The 17,114-nt window shown below is 39.4% G+C and carries 16 protein-coding genes; 3 read left to right on the forward strand and 13 right to left on the reverse strand.

Going from position 1 to position 17,114, the window contains the following annotated elements:
• Positions 1–165: 165 nt before the first annotated feature.
• From L6494_RS11960 to L6494_RS12015, 12 genes are all read right to left on the reverse strand, one after another.
• Positions 166–894, reverse strand: a complete 729-nt coding sequence (locus L6494_RS11960; protein ID WP_237995085.1) for a peptidylprolyl isomerase — start codon at positions 892–894, stop codon at positions 166–168.
• A 718-nt stretch (positions 895–1,612) separates the two neighbouring features.
• Entirely contained in the window at positions 1,613–2,440 is an 828-nt protein-coding gene (locus L6494_RS11965; RefSeq protein ID WP_237995981.1) for a transposase, read from the reverse strand.
• Positions 2,407–2,811, reverse strand: coding sequence for an IS200/IS605 family transposase (gene tnpA / locus L6494_RS11970; protein ID WP_237995087.1), 405 nt, complete (start codon positions 2,809–2,811; stop codon positions 2,407–2,409). Before tnpA ends, L6494_RS11965 begins: the two co-directional genes overlap by 34 nt.
• A gap of 158 nt (positions 2,812–2,969) precedes the next feature.
• Complete coding sequence (locus L6494_RS11975) at positions 2,970–3,413, reverse strand: HetP family heterocyst commitment protein (protein WP_237995089.1); 444 nt, start codon at positions 3,411–3,413, stop codon at positions 2,970–2,972.
• Between the two features lie 1,199 nt (positions 3,414–4,612).
• Positions 4,613–7,744 carry an ABC transporter transmembrane domain-containing protein gene (locus tag L6494_RS11980; RefSeq protein ID WP_237995091.1) on the reverse strand — a complete coding sequence of 1,044 codons (3,132 nt, stop codon included), beginning with the start codon at positions 7,742–7,744 and terminating at the stop codon, positions 4,613–4,615.
• Between the two features lie 857 nt (positions 7,745–8,601).
• Positions 8,602–9,444, reverse strand: coding sequence for a tetratricopeptide repeat protein (locus tag L6494_RS11985; RefSeq protein ID WP_237995093.1), 843 nt, complete (start codon positions 9,442–9,444; stop codon positions 8,602–8,604).
• 389 nt (positions 9,445–9,833) lie between these two features.
• The gene (locus L6494_RS11990) at positions 9,834–10,754 is read right to left on the reverse strand and encodes a ribonuclease D (protein WP_237995102.1); all 921 of its coding nucleotides are present in this window, start codon (positions 10,752–10,754) and stop codon (positions 9,834–9,836) included.
• Positions 10,755–11,067: 313 nt separating this feature from the next.
• Positions 11,068–11,640, reverse strand: a complete 573-nt coding sequence (locus L6494_RS11995) for a Uma2 family endonuclease (RefSeq protein ID WP_237995104.1) — start codon at positions 11,638–11,640, stop codon at positions 11,068–11,070.
• 36 nt (positions 11,641–11,676) lie between these two features.
• A complete protein-coding gene (locus tag L6494_RS12000) occupies positions 11,677–12,354 on the reverse strand; it encodes a serine/threonine protein kinase (protein WP_237995105.1) in 678 nt (225 codons plus the stop codon).
• Between the two features lie 108 nt (positions 12,355–12,462).
• Positions 12,463–12,615, reverse strand: a complete 153-nt coding sequence (locus tag L6494_RS12005) for a hypothetical protein (protein WP_237995107.1) — start codon at positions 12,613–12,615, stop codon at positions 12,463–12,465.
• A gap of 30 nt (positions 12,616–12,645) precedes the next feature.
• Positions 12,646–12,978, reverse strand: a complete 333-nt coding sequence (locus tag L6494_RS12010; RefSeq protein ID WP_237995110.1) for a DUF5615 family PIN-like protein — start codon at positions 12,976–12,978, stop codon at positions 12,646–12,648.
• Positions 12,975–13,199 (reverse strand): DUF433 domain-containing protein, encoded by a 225-nt coding sequence (locus tag L6494_RS12015; RefSeq protein WP_237995112.1) that lies wholly within the window; start codon positions 13,197–13,199, stop codon positions 12,975–12,977. Before L6494_RS12015 ends, L6494_RS12010 begins: the two co-directional genes overlap by 4 nt.
• Before the next feature lie 133 nt (positions 13,200–13,332).
• Here L6494_RS12015 and L6494_RS12020 point away from each other — a divergent pair, with 133 nt between their 5' ends.
• Entirely contained in the window at positions 13,333–13,896 is a 564-nt protein-coding gene (locus tag L6494_RS12020; protein WP_237995114.1) for a hypothetical protein, read from the forward strand.
• A 117-nt stretch (positions 13,897–14,013) separates the two neighbouring features.
• Here the strand turns inward: L6494_RS12020 and L6494_RS12025 are convergent, their stop codons facing one another.
• Positions 14,014–14,871, reverse strand: a complete 858-nt coding sequence (locus L6494_RS12025) for an acyl-CoA desaturase (RefSeq protein WP_237995115.1) — start codon at positions 14,869–14,871, stop codon at positions 14,014–14,016.
• A gap of 182 nt (positions 14,872–15,053) precedes the next feature.
• On the opposite strand from L6494_RS12025, the gene L6494_RS12030 reads away from it, so the two are divergent.
• Together L6494_RS12030 and L6494_RS12035 are read left to right on the forward strand one after the other, a co-directional pair.
• Positions 15,054–16,271 carry a TetR family transcriptional regulator gene (locus L6494_RS12030; RefSeq protein WP_237995117.1) on the forward strand — a complete coding sequence of 406 codons (1,218 nt, stop codon included), beginning with the start codon at positions 15,054–15,056 and terminating at the stop codon, positions 16,269–16,271.
• A gap of 396 nt (positions 16,272–16,667) precedes the next feature.
• Complete coding sequence (locus tag L6494_RS12035; protein ID WP_237995119.1) at positions 16,668–17,096, forward strand: NUDIX hydrolase; 429 nt, start codon at positions 16,668–16,670, stop codon at positions 17,094–17,096.
• Positions 17,097–17,114 lie beyond the last annotated feature (18 nt).

Here is a 17,114-nt window from a genome sequence, read left to right on the forward strand (position 1 = left end):
GGGTAGAAACTGGAATTTAACTGAGAATTAAGTCAACAATTCAAGGTGTGTTACGCCGCATAACGCACCCTATCGACCATTTACATTTCTTCATATACATTTAATTTTTCTCATCGACTTACTTATCTTATTCTCAAGATATCCCTAATATGTCACTATTAGGAATTAAATAAATCGATTATTTGATTCTATCAATAACCATTTTTGGAACATATTATTAAGGATTTCTTGATATTTTTCATTTGTTAATTCAGCAGGTAAAAATTCTTCTACTATCAAAAGGTGATAACCGTATTCAGTCTTTAAAGGGCCGATTAACTGTTGAGGCTGAGTCCTAAATACAACAGCAGCTATATCTTTTGGTAGGTTATAGCGATATAGATTACCTTCGTAACCACACTTTTGTTTACGTAAAATATCTACATCATAAAGATGTGCAGCTTCATAAAAACTAATTTCTCTATCTTCAATTTGATAATAAATCTCTTGAGCAAGCTTTTCAGAGTCTACAATAATTTGATAGAGAATAACTTGCTCAAACTCTAGTTTATTTTGGTTAAAAAAAGCTTCTACTTCTTCCGCAAATAATATATTAGCTAATTTTTGGGACAACAGGCGATCGCAAATTCCCATTTCCCAATCATCAGTCGTCACCAACTCATCCTGTAACCACGCCATTGTATCGGCGGCTTTCTCTAAATGCTTCTCACGACGTTGGCGGTTAGCCTCAGCTTCAATTTCTGCTACTGTCACTATAATCCCACGTTCCTCAGCAACTTGCCAAATCACCTTGTTAAACAAAATTTTTTGATGAAATTCCTTTAAATTCATCTCTTTTTTGAGAGCGTTAACAACTTCCTCTGGTGTAATCAATACTTGCTTTGGTTCGTTCATTTTTTCGTCTTTCTAGAAAACTCAATAATATACCCATTTTTTAGTAAATAAAAAAGCAGGAAGCATTCATATTTTTTAGCTTCCTGCATTTGTAAGATTTGTTGTATAAGTTACAAGTTTATCAATTGGAGGTAATCCCATCTGAGATGACGAAGATTACAGATTTTGAAACAAAAGTGTAAGAACTAGCGGTTCTACTATCCATGACAAAAATTAAACGATTACTATGTCTCTTCTGACTTTTACTGGTAGTTCTAGGAATAGAGTATGCTGATGCACAAAATAACCAGTAACAGTTCGGAAATTCATCTACATTTCCTCCACCATTCGGAAACTCGATAGGGAGCATTCAATGTGAAAATTGGAGAGGGCCAGCACTTCAATTTTCTTCTGCTCAAACTTCCTCAGAAAAAGAACTACTAGTAGCAATAGTTAATTTGTCATGTTTGCTTTAAAAACTAATTACTTCAGCAACAGTAATCAGTTAGGTATATCTCATAGTCAGTTAATTAGTGATTAGACCCTTGAGAATGAGCTTGTCGGCTAATTACCTGATTTGAGTCGTTACCTTTAATGTATAAGATTTTATGGTTGAATATTTGCCACTTTGGCATAATTTAGTCATAAATTCAGCAAATGCTGACATTTAATGTAATATATTCAAGTTTTGTAGTGAGTATTTTAGTGCTTAGAAGTTTGAACCTCGCATGACTAAAAGTCACGCGATTCCTGCTTCAACGATCTCTGCCTGAAGTAATTCAGGACTTACGAGTTCTCCACAGGCGTTTTTTATAACCTCCAGTGTACCAACGGCGGTTAGTAATCTCAAACCCTCACTTAATATATTAAGTGCTGCGTTTTTATCCCTCAAATTGTAACTACTACAACTAGGACAAGACCATTCACGCAGCTTTAAATCCTTGACTAGTGGATTGATAGAACCACAACAGTTGCAAGTCTGAGATGAGGGATAAAACGTACCAACTTTTTGTACAATTCTGTCATGCCACAAAGCTTTGTATTCAAGCATAGTAACAAATTTAGACCAACTAGCGTCTGAAATACTCAAAGCTAATTTATGGTTCTTCACCATGTTGGCAACTCGCAAATCTTCTATACAGATGATACTGTTTTCTTTGATTAAACGAGTTGACAGTTTGTGCAAAAAGTCATCTCTCAGATTCGTAATGCGTTCATAGGTACGAGCCAGCTTGTTTTTCGCTTTGACTCTATTGTTACTACCTTTTACACTACGGGATAGTTTTTTATTTGCTTTACGTAATTTCCTTTTTTGAGTTCGGTAGTATTTGGGATTATTTACAACCTCGCCATTGCTTGTAACAAGGTAAGATTTAATCCCCAGGTCTAAACCAATATTTTGAGCAACTTGAGGATACTTTTCTACCTCTGTCTCACACAAAATGCTAGCAATATATTTACCTGACGAGATGCGAGTTACAGTAACGTTTACAAGTTTTCCAGTAATTTCCTGAGATTTATGGAACTTTACCCTTAAACGCTTTCTGCATTTTGGTTTTCTATGTATTTTTTGACTTGTGCTTCTGTATTTTCTGAAACAGTGCTTACAAAATAACTAGGATTCCAAAGATGACCTCCCCATAACTTTTTCTTGAGTTGAGGAAACTTTAAAAATAATTTCCTGGCTGATATTCCCTTTAACATTTTGACGATATTGGGGATAGTGTGCTGAGGTGTTGCAGAGACTAAAACGTGAACATGATCTTCTAGTACTTCAAGACTCTCAACCTTAAACTTGTAGAGAATTGCCGTCTCTACTAGAACCTCTTTCAGAAAATCGGCTATTTCATCTTTCAGTACATTGTGCCTATATTTGACACACCATACAATATGGTACTCGATTGCATAAACATAACCCCTGCCGTGCTTTATTTCCATGCCCTATCTTACCATGTGCATGACCATGTGTAAAACTAAATATGGAAATATGGAGTGCCTAACTCATGACTAGAAGCTCGCACAAGAGTGCGGCTTGAAGAAATCAAAACTAAAATACTCACTACGAACTTGCTTACCCATGATAAAAGCTGGAGAGTCTAATTATTAATTAGATTGAGTTCGCTAGCTGTTAGGGACGGCGAGTCAAATTGTATAGGTTGAGAATCGTGAATTTTCTGAGCAAACCACGAATCTATATGACCACCGCGAATTTCTGTTTTTTGCTTACCTACTACCTCAAAGTAACCAAGGTCTTTGATTTTACTTAAACAACTAGAAGAAGTATGAGCTTCAGATGACTTACCTATTGTGGCATTGCTTGGATGTGATTGTTGCGTTCTGCTAGCTTCGGAGTTTTCTTTGAGTAGTCGATTATAAGTCCGGTAGGGAATGTAATGTAAGGGATTGTAACCAACAATGCGTAGCATTAAAACACAAGCCCAAGAATATTTACCAGCTAGAATTGCTTCGACTACTTTGTCAAATTGCTGAGGATTAACTGCTTTGTTAACGTTGGTCATACCTGTCATATGTTGATTCATAGTAGTTGTTGTTTAGAAAAATACTAGCAACCGCAAGGTGGGAGTCAAATTTATTTTGAGTAACAGACAAAGGTCTTAGTTTAGCTCTCGGTAGATGCAGCTTTTTGGTAACTGTGTAAATTCACATTTTTTACCCCGATAGATTTATTTTACGATATTTATTTATTGGGCGAATATAAAGCATCAGTGCTATTCAGTGTTTTTTAGTATGTAGCATAAAACTTCTTTATCCATACTAACTATATCAAGGGTGCTATTCGTATTTATACTATCTTTCTTCATGGATGTCATCTATGGATCTGGCATTTTAATCATTAAATTTACGGAATATTTTCAATGTCCATTTTTTTGCTGTACTGTTTTTCATATTCACAATTTTGAACTAAGTTATGAGGGGTCTAACCCCTCACCTACTCTACATTTGAGACGTTGAACTCACTAAGAAAATTTACCACTAAATAGAGTTATAAGCAATAATTAAAAATCAGAATTATTACTGAATAAAAGCTAAATAAATATTTTTTGGGTGAGGGGTGAAACCCTGTTTACACATTCTGTATCATGTGTAGCTATAGTTTGGACACCGAGAGCTTAATTGATGAAGGTTACAGCAATTCTAGATTTAAAGAGGTTAGGAAATCAATGTCTGATAGATTCCTGAACATCCAGTATGTAATCATTTGTTAAAAACGTAGCTTTATGCTATGCAATCCTATTTAACTGATGAGAACTCCCCGACTTAAGAACCCCAGTTTCTCTATAAACCGGAGTTCTTCGCTCCCATGAATAATCTAGGATTGCTATAGATTGGGATTAATATGTAACTGTTGCCACAAAAATAAAATAAAAATAAAAATAAATTTTAATGGTTTCAGTGCATCAATGTGAGCGCAGTATTAGCGTAAAAAATATTGTTCAGTTTATCCAAAAAACTTCTCGTAAATATGTTAAGTGCGAATTGAGTGGTGAGTGCTGTTAGCGGAGCGGGGCGTTTAGCCCGTGCTGTTAGCGGAGCGGGGCGTTTAGCCGGTGGTGAGAAAATTAGACCTCTTGCAAAAGTCCGAAAATGAGATGTGTCATTCTGAATGAAATGTATAATCTTTGAGATGTTTCGCTGCGCTCAACATGACACCTTAAGCATTTATGCAAGAGGTCTATTCTACCCAGTCCCCAATCCCCAGTCCCCAAGTCCCCAATCCCTACTTCATAGCTAACTGCTGATAAATACCTGGAATTGTGAGCAATTCTTGGTGTGTGCCTTGTTCAACAATCATGCCTCTATCTAAAACTAAGATGTAGTCAGCATGGCGCACAGTAGAAACGCGGTGAGAGATGATGAAGGTCGTGCGTTGTTGAGTAATGAGGGCTAAGTTGTGTTGCAGGTCTGCTTCTGAGTCAGTATCTAAGCCCATAGTGGCTTCATCAAAAATTAAAATCTTGGGGTTTCTAATTAAGGTGCGGGCGATCGCAATTTTTTGTCTCTGTCCCCCAGAAAGACCTAATCCCCTCTCCCCAACTTCGGTATCATAACCGAGGGGTAAGGCTTGGATAAACTCATGAGCATTAGCCAACTTGGCAGCAATCACAGCCTGTTCTCGGCTAAACTCTAAATCATGTAGGGTGATGTTGTCTAAAATAGTCCCGGAAAATAAAAACAACTCTTGTGATACTAGCCCCAACTGACTCCGCAATGATTGGGGAGACATCGCAGCCGTATCATGCCCATCAATCATCATCCTGCCAGCACTAGGAGCGTACAAACCCGCTAGTAAATGGGCTAGAGTGCTTTTACCTGAGCCACTATGACCAATAATGCCGATAATTTGCCCAGGTTTCACCCCAAAAGAGATATTTTGCAAAATTTTGCGCTCTTGTTGGGCATGATAACTAAAAGAGACATTTTCTAAGCGCACCTCACCACGAATGGGAGGCATTACCAATAGGGTTGTTTGTGGGTTTTCTTCTAAATTAGCAGCAAAGACATCATTCAGTCGTTCTGCTGCAATTAACACTTGTTGGAATTCATCCCATAATCCCACCAAGGCGACAACTGGGTTGGTAATATTGCTAATCAGCAAATTAAAGGCGACAAACTGACCTAAAGATATTTGCTGACCAATCACCAAAGTCACCCCAAACCAGAGAATCAAACTGCTACTGATGTGATTAATTAAGCTGCGAGTAAGCTGCAACCGATTAGCTAACTTTTGTCCCCGCAACCGCGCTTTTAACATTTTCAGGAAGCGTTCTTCCCAATACTTTTGCAGTCCACGTTCCGCCGTGGCAGTTTTGATGGTGGTAATACCACTTATCATGTCTACGATCGCAGTCTGTTGTCCAGCTGATTCTTGCCAAACTTCTCTTGATGCTTGCTTAATATAGGGACTGACACCTAAAGTTAAAAATGCGATCGCTAAAATCCAACTCAATACCAACAGTGTCAGTTGCCAATTGTAATAAATCATCAGCCCCAGGTAAGTCAGCACCATGAAGGCATCTATACTTGCACCAATTGCTCGCCGGGTAATAAATTGTTGAATATGATGGTTTTCTTGCACACGGCTGACAATATCTTCGACTGGGCGGGAAGCGAAAAACTGCAAGGGTAATTGCAAGGTGTAGTGAATAAAACTACCGATCAAGTTGAGGTCAATTCTGCTGGCTAAATAATCCAGTAAGTATTGGTGCTGTACGGTTAATATGTTACGCCAAATACCTAAACAAAGGTAGCCAATAGCAAATACATTTAACGTGTCTAAATTTTTGGCTGGGATTAATTGGTCAAGAACCACTTGAGTACACAGGGGCGCAGCTAGACCAAACACCTGGACTAATAACGAGGCGAGAATAATTTGCTTAAGTAACTTGCGATAATGCCACAATACTTGCCCATAGCGACCTAGAGATACTTTTTCGCTTTTGAGAGCATAAAAAATATCAGTAGGATTTAGTAATAGTGCATAGCCAGTCCAATTCTCGATAAATTTGGCACGTTTTAGCCATCGTCTACCTAAAGCTGGGTCAGAAATTAAAATGCGATCGCCTTTAATTTGCCACACTACAATATAGTGAATCCCTTGCCAGTGGGCAATCCACGGGTTAGTTTGCCATTCTAATTTATTCAAACTTGCCCGGACTGGTAGCACATCATAACCCAAGGTTTGGGCGGCGGCGGCTAAACCTTCCAGAGTTGCGCCTAATCTATCCACCTGTGCTAACTTCCGCAGTGTCGGAAAACTCAAACGCTTACCCCAATATTGGCTAATCATCGCCAAACAAGCCGCGCCACAATCAGATAAACTTTGCTGCTGAATAAACGGATAAGAAAACCAAAACCTGCGTTGTACATCTCCTTGGGGAAAGTCAATAGATTCTGTATCGGCTGCGGCTATCTCTGCGGGGGGATGATGGGTATGAGAATCGCGCGGTGACACATTAGTTAATTGCGGTAGGAGGAGTTTAGTTTTACTCTCGCTAGCCTTAACTTCTGGTTTTGCTGCTACTGGTTTATGGTTATTAGTCCATAAATTTGGTGCTAAAACTTTAGCCGCATCCCAGTTTTCTATAGATAAGTGGTAAACCAGCAAATCTGTTTGAGCATTCCCATCTGGGGGTGTGAGTTCAGGATATCCCCAACTATCTCCCATTGCTGGCGGTAAACTCCCTACAGATATAGACTGGACTTGACCACGTGCTAGCCAAAATCTACCAGTTTCTGGGGGAGTAGCTTCTAATAACGATGTACCTGCGGGGATATGCTTAGTGATAAATAAAGGTGCTAGTTCTCGCAGTTTGGCACTGGTAAGAGAATGCAACTGGCTGTAACTTTTAAAGAAAATTAGTGCTTGTCGCTCACTAGTTAATTGCTGTAAGTAGTTTTCTAGCTGGGGTAGACGTTCTAACCATTGTTCTAGTTCAGCCGCAGAGATTTGGATGACACTACCGGGACTAGCTGCGATCGCTCGATATGATAAACTGTGATGACAAAATAAATAGTCTGCTCCAAAAATTTCCCCATCTACTACTACTTGAGTCGAAACTTCTCTTGCTAACTTTTGATTAAACCCCAACAGCCTGACTCGACCTTGACAAACTAAAGAAACAATATTATTACTATCTACAACTTCCCCATCTAACCCATAGCTAGCCAACTCATCACCTAATTGAAAATCACGCACCATCCAAGCTTGGCTAAACTCTGAAACCAGACTCGTATCCCCTGCAACTAACCTCAGAAGTTTGAGGATAGGCGCGACAGTCGTGGAAGATGGCTGATTATTAGCATATTGATTCAGCCCTCCCTGAACTCTTAACGACGAAGAGGGATTCATGGTTTAATTTCAGATTGGTGTGTAAACTCTTGGTTTGATTAAGCGAAAATTTGCTGTTGCCAAAAAGTGATGTTGTGATTACTAATTGGGGATTAGAGTATGTCAACAGCCTCTGAAAAACGCAATTATTCGATGTTTTTAGCAACAAGTGCTATAAAATTGTTATTCATCCGCTTCCTTGACACGACAGTTTACAAAATAATTTTCCTTGTATTAATCGGCTGATAAGTTATGACAACAGTGTTTTTTACTAAAAAAGTGTGAAAACCAATTTTTAGATTTCCAAAATGTTTAGGATGAACTAAAATTTGATAATTTTAGTAATATTTTTACTAAGCAAACTAACACTGCCCTCTACACACAAATTGCTGTGTTTTTGTGATTATTTAGAATTTTCTTAACCTAGTTACATTTTCCAGTGGTTAGTTAAACAACCGGAAAATAAAGCCAAAAATTGTTAACGCTTATTTTTTAATTGTAGGCAGAATTCCACCCAAGAGAGAGATACTAAAGCATTTAAAACAGGGGTTATGTATCTTCTGCTACAGATTTTTCATGGCTTTTTATAATAATAAATACAAAATTGCCAAGATAGTTGTCACCCCTCACTAGTGTAGTGATTTTCTGAAACCCAGTCAGAAAAAGCGAGTAAGGACGACATAAATTTTCCAAAATTACAATTTAGCCACCTAAAAATCACTTTTTGGGATATTTGCTACTTAAAACTTAAGGAAAATTTTATATTTCCTCTCACCACCGACTAAACGCCGAGCTAACACAACTCACAACTCACAACTCACAACTCAGCACCGGCTAAACGCCGCGCTACCGCTAACACAACTCAGCACTCAACACTCCTATTGCCCTAATTCGTTAATATTGTTCATGACTTGCTGATATAAATCATTATTGTTTTGTCTTTGAAAGATTTCTGCGGCTTTTTGCAAGTCTTGTAAAGCTGCTGGTTTGTCACCTTGGGCAGCACGGGCATTACCGCGATTGTTGTAGGCAGGGCCAAAGTTGGGATTGATGCGAATGGCTTGGTTATAGTCGCTGATTGCCCCTTGAGTGTCACCTTGGGCAGCACGGGAATTGCCTCGGTTATTGTAGGCGATCGCATATCTGGGATTGAGGCGAATAGCTTGGTTAAAGTCTTCTATAGAGCCGCTTTTGTCTCCCTGCACAGAAAGAGCATTACCCCGATTGTTATAGGCTTCGGCATAGTTGGGAGATAGGCGAATCGCCTCATTGTAGTCAGAAATTGCACCAGCTTGATCACCTAAAGAGGCGCGGGCATTTCCCCGACTATTGAAAGCTTCGGCATCGTTGGCAGAAAGACGAATGGCTTCGTTGTAATCAGCGATCGCTTTTTGCTTGTCTCCTAAATCAAAATATGCCAACCCTCTTCCTCTGAAAGCTGCACCATATCCAGAATCTAGGCTTAGGGCTTTATTATAGGCAGCGATCGCAGCTTGCAAATTACCTTGGGCGTGCTGTTTTTGCCCTTCAATAAAAGCTAACCCAGCTTGAGAGTTTTTAGCTGCCCGACGGCTAGGAGTATTCACCCCTATTTCTGTCACCAAAACATCTTTGTTGTTACTACAAGAAACAATGGTAATTGCGCTCAGTGCGGTCAACACACCTATAGTCGATATTCTAGTTAACTTCACCCGCCTTTGCTCCAATAACCGCAGTTTCATAAGTTGCTCTCAATCGGCATCACAACTAATTTTAATTAGTACCAAACGAGTGTGAATTAGATCACTAAACATTGATGCTAATTATTTTGAGATGTACCCAGCCAATAGCGTGCTTACCTCCTATCCTCTAGGTTTAATTAACAGTAATATGTCGTATGAACCGGGAATTTTAAAAAAATAAATTTCTTTGTGGCTTATTATACTTTTATTAAAATCGTTTAGCGAAATCACGAATTATGAAATACTAAGTAAAGACTTTTTAACAGTTATCAGTTATCAGTTATCAGTTATCAGTTATCAGTTATCAGTCAAGAGTGATGTGTTTATCGTTGGGTTTAAGTCCCCCACCATACGCCTTGATAACTGTTCACTGTTCACTGTTCACTGATTTAAGTATCATCTTCATCATCTTCTGTCTTTTTAGGAGTCAGCCGTACAGAGTTACTTATTTCGATATCTACAGATAACTGTTCTAGATTCTCCCCTAAATCTTTTTGCAGCTTCTGAGTGAGAGTAACCGGAAAATCTAAACTAATTTCTTGATTTTGTACTAATCTAGCAAGTTCTGTAAACTGCACTTTCACAACTTTACGCTCATAACTGGTTAGTTTACAAAAAGCAGTTTCGGCTACATTTTGAGCTTGCATAGCTGTTTTTAGTCGGTCTTTTAGATGCTCATATTCAGAGTTTAACAGCTTCCATTGTTCTTCAATTTGGCTTAACTGTGTACCAAGAACTGTTAAATCTTCTGAGATTGGCTCTGGATTACTTGCTAATTGCAATTCTAACAAACGTTGATGTATTTGAGCAAGATAAATACAGTCCAAATAAGCATATTCAATTTGTTCTTCACTGAGGGGTCTGATTCCCCAATTGCTACTTTGTGCTTGTTTATCGATATAGTTAAAATTACATAAATTTGTAGCTAATGTTTTTAATTGGTAATTAGGTAATGGTAAAATATAGTAAGGAATTTTTTTGGCTAATTCCAAAGTGCAAGTGATATTTTTAGCTTGTTTATTGCCAAGAAATTTTAAATCATAACTAGCATTGTGAAACACTTTTTCTATAACTGGGTTGAGCATAATTAGCTCAATAAATTCAGCTACTACATCAGGTTGATTGAGGACATCTAAAAGGTAAACGCGATCGCCACTCATATCGTGAGGATCATCTAAGACTTGAATCAGCGATAGTCTAGGATTACGGCTTTTATATTCTGCTACTTCGGTATCTATCCATAGAGTAGTAGCTTGAGTATAGTCAGCAACTATGGCATGAATTGCACTCGCATCACTCAAGTATGGCATTGGTTAAAATTCCCTGAGATTTAGGTCACAGTTTCCCAAATTAACATTTTGCTGACTCAATTTAGTATTGAGTCCTGAGAGGCTGTTTGAAAAGTTTTGTCAGGTATCCTTTGTCATTCTGAGTGGAGCTTTGCGGAAGGTTCGCGAAGCGTTCCGTAGGAAAGAATCCGCGTTTTCACCGTTATACTGGGATGCTTCCTTCGTCAGCATGACATAAAAGGGGACTTTTCAAACACCCTCTGAGCAATGAGTCATGACTCGGTATTCTCACTCATCACTCACCACTCACCACTCATAACTCAGCACTCAGCACTCAGCACTCATAACTTCCCATCTTTAGCCAAGCGAAGACTTCCGCCACTGTTAATTTCAGTTCAATTTCAGGTAAGACCAATAAATCGTCTGTACCACGCAGTAGTTCTGGTTGTTGTTGTGGCTGAAAGACGAGAATTGAGCGATCGCTTGGTTCAATTAGCCATCCTAGTTGACAACCATATTTCAGACAATGCAAGATGTTGCCAGTCACCCTGTTAGAACTTTGGTCTGGTGAAAGAATTTCAATAGTCCAATCGGGAGCAACCAACACATCATCTACAGGTTCTCCATTGTCATCAAAATTAATGTGTTCCCAACGCAGAATAGCCACATCAGGAACAATTGAACGACCTCCAAAAGTACAACGCAATTCCGGGAAAGCATAAGCAATCTGGCTTGCTTCCGCGACTTCATTCACTCCTGTAATCAACTTAGCTTGAAGTCGTGAGTGCCGAGTTTTAGGCATTGGCTTTTGAATAATTTCACCGTCAATATATTCACTAGCAGGCTTTGTTTCTGGAAGATTGAGAAACTCATCCAGTGTTAGCAATGAGGGTTTGGCAACAGTCATAATTTTTGCCACTAAAAACTGTTTAACTGCAAGTATTTAGGGAAGTAGGGGAACTGATTTCTGTTTTCTATTCTTTAATAAAGTAAAGAAGCGATAAGTTTTGCGGACACCATCCAGTATAAAGTAAGGAATCTTCAGCCGTAGTGGTGAAAGGATGGGACGATATAACCAGTAATAAGCTCTCTTGAGATTATCCCATTTAGAACACTTCTCCTGATCAAGAAAGTCAGAAATATCTACTACTAAACCTCTACCTTCATACATCATCACATTGCGACCGTGAACATCATGGGGGTAAAGTCCACGCTGACGCGCATAATCTAAAGCCTTATCTATATCTTTTATCACCTGTTTAGGGATACGCAAACCCCGTGGGATGCAGTCGTATAGAGTCACCCCATATAATCGCTTCAGGATTAAACAGCCATCTTTTGCATATAGACATTCCGAAAATGCTGGGTGAGAACCGAGACGACGATATACTTCCACCTCTTCTGCAAATCCTGGTCTTCCAGGTGCGTAAATCTTGACTACCAACTCTTGGTATTCAGGGTGACAAACCACCACCGCATAGTTACCTCTACCAATCAATTGCCAAGGATGGGGAAGATAGCGAACTTCTACGGGATCGTGGGGATTGACGCTTTCGACTTGCAACTCAGGTAGTAACTCTTGATGAATACTTTCAATCAGTCGATGTATATGCTCATTCATACTGGTTTCGGCTGTTGATTAAGTAAATGAAGCTATTTGACTTCACCAGTATATTTCAAAGCATTACCAAACTAGATTTACGTTTATTTAAGCAAAAAAAATGCCTGTTTATGTTGTGGCGATCGCGTTCCTCCCACCGTAGGCGTTGGCGTTTCGCCCACCGTAGGAGATCGCTAGCATTTGTTCAAATTCACGCCAAAACTCTTGTAGCTGATACTTGAATAGCTGAAAATGCCAACGGTGTAATATTTCCTTCCCCAATAGTTTGTACTTCAGTTGCCTATTAGCGCATCATGTTAATACTAGAATACTTTCTTGCTCTGCATTGCCAAAAATGCTAATTGTGGTGTAATTTTCCCGTAAGATTTGCACAATTTTGGCAGTGGAGCAGTTACCGACACGGAGATAGATAAATTTTGGCGGATGACCGTAGACAAGACTACGCTGATGAAAATCAGAATCCTTGGAAACAATCACAAAATCATGAGCTTTGGCATATTCCCAAATCAGCAAATCATCACTTTGGGTAAGTTCGAGTAATTTTACGTGTGTTGAATTCGGATAAATATCCGCAATTTGAGGAATAATTCTGTCAGAAATATTTTCGTCTAAAAGTAGTTTCACTGGGATGCTACAAATAATTTTCTCTCTCGGTCAGCAGCAAAAGCCAAACAAGCTTTGATATCTTCAGATGTAAGTTCAGAAAAGTCTTCTAAAATTTCTGTCTCTGTCATCCCACCAGCTAAATATTCCAAAATGTCATACACCGTAATTCGCATTCCTCGAATGCAAGGTTTACCACTACGTTTTCCAGGTTCAATTGTGATGATATCTTTGTAGTTCATGAGAAACAAGTTCTACTTTGGGTAGTTCACCTTTATTCTATAGCTTGCATTTTATTCATAGAAAATTACCTTAATTGACGATCTGACATTAATGATGCTAAATTTGATTCAAATATTGATTCTATATTTGGTTATGAATAAGGTTCAAAAATTAGCACATAAGGTTTTGCAGCGTCAAGAAGAGTCAGTAAGATTTTCCATAACGCTAACAAAAACAGACAACTTGCGCCTAGAAAAGCTGGCTGAAATTATAGGTCGTTCAAAAAGTGCCTTCTGTAGTGAACTAATTTCAGCTGCATTAGATGACTTTGAGACAGTTATCGATACTCCTGAGTGTGAAACTGACTTACCTCTTCCTTCTGCTGAGAAATATGCAAAAGCTTTCAGTGCTATTGCAGACAAATTAACTGAAGGACATCGAGCTATGCTTAAGGCGCATTATCATAAACATAATCAGACCAGCACTACTCCCGAATTAGCTAAAGCTGCTGGTTATGAGCATTTTGGTGCAGTTAATCTTCAATACGCAAGATTAGGTGAGATGCTTGCAGAATACCTAAATTGGTCTTTGCCTCAACACTCTGACGGCTCTCCATTTCCTACAGCTTTTATTGTTAAATGGCATAAAAAAGATGTCTGGTACTGCACATTGCATCCACAAGTGGTTGAGGCAATGAAAACGGTTGGTCTAGTTTAATCCTAGTGTAGGGGGTAGCTCACAAGTGTAGGTTTTTTAGTAACCCCTACACCCTTACACCCCTACACCCCTACACCCCTACGTAACGCAAGCATTGGTCGCACACTCAGGCTGAAGTTAACCTTGAGTTTTGCTTAACGATGGGGGTAAGATGACTTTCTTCGCTAAACCTAAAGTTTGTAAAAGTTTAATGCTCCACCAAGTAACATCAATCTCCCACCATTTGAAACCGGCTTTAGCTACGTGGGGGTAAGTGTGATGGTTGTTGTGCCAGCCTTCGCCGTAGGTAACGATAGAAACCCACCAGAGATTACGCGCATTATCATCAGCGTCAAAGGTGCGATAACCCCACATATGGGTTGCAGAGTTGACGAACCAGGTGGAGTGCCAAAGTAATACGGCTCTGAGAAACATACCGTAGATGACAAAAGGCCATCCGCCCAAAGCGTACAGCAATAATCCCATAGGAATTTGCAAGAGGAGAAAATAGCGATCTAACCAGCGATAGAAAGGTTGTCTTGCTAAATCAGGGGCGTATTTTTTATAGATTTCATAATCAAAAAACTCGGAGCGGGGATATAAGATCCACAACATATGACTCCACCAAAAGCCCCGCTTGGCAGAGTATGGATCTAAGCTGATATCTTCGGTGTGGGCGTGGTGCTGGCGATGTCCTCCAATCCAAAAAATTGGGCCTCCTTGGAGAGCCAAAGCACCGATGATGGCGATCGCATATTCTAACCATTTGGGTACTTGAAAACTCTTATGGCTGAGTAATCTGTGATATCCCAAACATATGCCAATGCTGCCAAATAACCAGTGCAGAAACAACAGCAACCCAAGTGCTGACCAAGAGAAAAACCAAGGGGCTAAAAACGCTAAGGCATGAATTGTGCCAAAAAATGCCACATTTATCCACCTGAGACGCAGTGAATCTTTTCCCTCAGAGGCGAATGCCAGATTTTTTGCGGTCATAAAAATTCCTATTAACTGTTTCGGTAGCAATTTGCTCTTGGATCTGGTGCATTCATAGCCAAAGAGGGATTTATTTACCCGCTTGGCACTCATTCGTTACAGTAGACTAGAGCAAGTATCACTTACATTTGGTATGCTAACAAATCTCTGGTTTTAATGCAAGCACCACTTGCATTTTCTTTATGAAATCTCAATCTTTGTCTACACGTCAACGTTTGATTCAGGCAGCTCTAGAGTTGTTTACGGCTCAAGGGGTTAGTGCTACGACAACGCGCCAAATTGCGGAAAAAGCAGCAGTTAACGAAGTCACCTTATTCCGTAATTTTGGGAATAAACATGGATTATTGTTAGCTGTACTAGAAGAATCGGCAGCTTTTACAAATTTAGGTGAATCCCTAATTAGCCGTGCTACTCCTCCAGGTGATGTTTACCAAGCCTTGAAAGATTATGCAAGTGACACTTTGCAGGCTTTGGAAAGAATGCCGGAATTAGTGCGGTCTGTGGTAGGAGAAGCTGATCAATTTCCGGCTGAAAATCGTCGTGCTTTGGGAAGAGGATTAACAGAGGCTAACCGCTATGTTGCCGAATACTTAGTTACTGTAATTCAACAGGGGGACTTAAACACCTATCTCCCAGCAGAAAAATTAGCTAGCTTGCTTAATGGCATGATTCTGGGATATGCAGTGATTGAATTTACCAGCGAATTTCATGAACTGTGGGAAAGTCGGGATGATTTTCTAGAGAATTTAGTAGAGTTATTTCTGCGTGGTGCTATGTCATCAGTTACAAGCAGCTTACTAACACCCTACAAGACCCAGGAAATAGCTGATTTACCTGCTGTGTTAGTTCACGAAATTCTCAGACAAGCCAAAAGGTCGGGAGTACAAGATTTTGCGATCGCTTATTTATTATTTGCGACTGGTTTATCCCCCCAAGAAATAGTCGATTTGCAGCGCAATCACCAAATTTATGATCCTCAAAGTCACTTACTGCAAATTACCACCCCTGGGTATGTTCGACAAGTACCTGTCAATCAGTGGATTTTAGGAAAACGCTATGGTTCTTATACCAACAATCCGTTAATTAAATGGCTGAAAAGTCGTAAAGATACTCAGGCTGCGATGTTTCTGGATGCAACAGGTCAACCCATTGAGAAATCTAAGGTGTTGGAATATTGGCAAACATGGACTCAACAATTGTTAACTCCCCCAGGAAAACCACCAGAAATCGCCCAAGCGCAACATACCTGGCGCGTAGAAATGTTAATGCGTGGGGTCAGTCTAGAAAATTTGAGTATTCTTACAGGTTGCGATCGCGCTCAACTACAAGCTTACGCCCATAGAGCCAGAGAAAAAGCAGCGTTAGAGCAAGCAACTCGTTTAGATCAAAAGCCTGGGTAGAGATTGGGTAAAAGTTATTTTTATTACTTTTTTATGGGCGATCGCTAGTTACTATCTGTCTTTGAGTAGTAGTTTGATCAGTCCCTGACCAGCGAAACTTTCTGTTAAATTATCCTAAATTCAAGGCTTTAATCACTATAATCTCCAGTAATTCTTTGTCTGGCATAGGTCTAAACCTAGCGGTTATTTATTTTGCTTTTTCAGTGATATACCTCAGAGTATTTTAAATTTTTGATGTAGGCTAAATTTTTGCGTACTTTTATTCAGAAAATTCACATCAGTTTGTGGTATTGAATAAAGTGAAACATATCTTCACTAAAATTCATCCGATATTCACTCTCCGTATTCTGGAGTCAAAATAGTATACAAAAACAGCAACACAGGGAGATAATTCCTATGAGCCGAAAAGTGAACAAAGTGCTGAAACAGTCGGGTGTAATCCCCTATCGAGTCAGAAATGGTAGGGTGGAAGTCTTACTAGTGACAACGCGCGATCGCCAGCGTTGGGTCATGCCCAAAGGTGGTATCGTCAACGGTATGACTCCGCCTGCTTCAGCTGCTAAAGAAGCCTGGGAAGAAGCAGGCGTAATTGGGCAGGTAGATGATAATAAATTAGGTACTTATAAATATCGCAAACGAGGCAAAATTTACTGCGTGAAGATGTATTTATTGCCAGTTGACATAGTTAGTAGTAATTATCCAGAAGCTAGTACAAGATATCGACGCTGGTTAGATGCTAAACAAGCCATGAAGTTAATCAAGAAATCTCCTCTAAAACGTATCTTAAAAGGCATCATCCAGGCAAAATCACAAGCTTGTGCATAATTTCTTCTACCCAGTCCT

The organism is Nostoc sp. UHCC 0870 (genome assembly GCF_022063185.1).
Taxonomy (GTDB): Bacteria; Cyanobacteriota; Cyanobacteriia; order Cyanobacteriales; family Nostocaceae; genus Trichormus.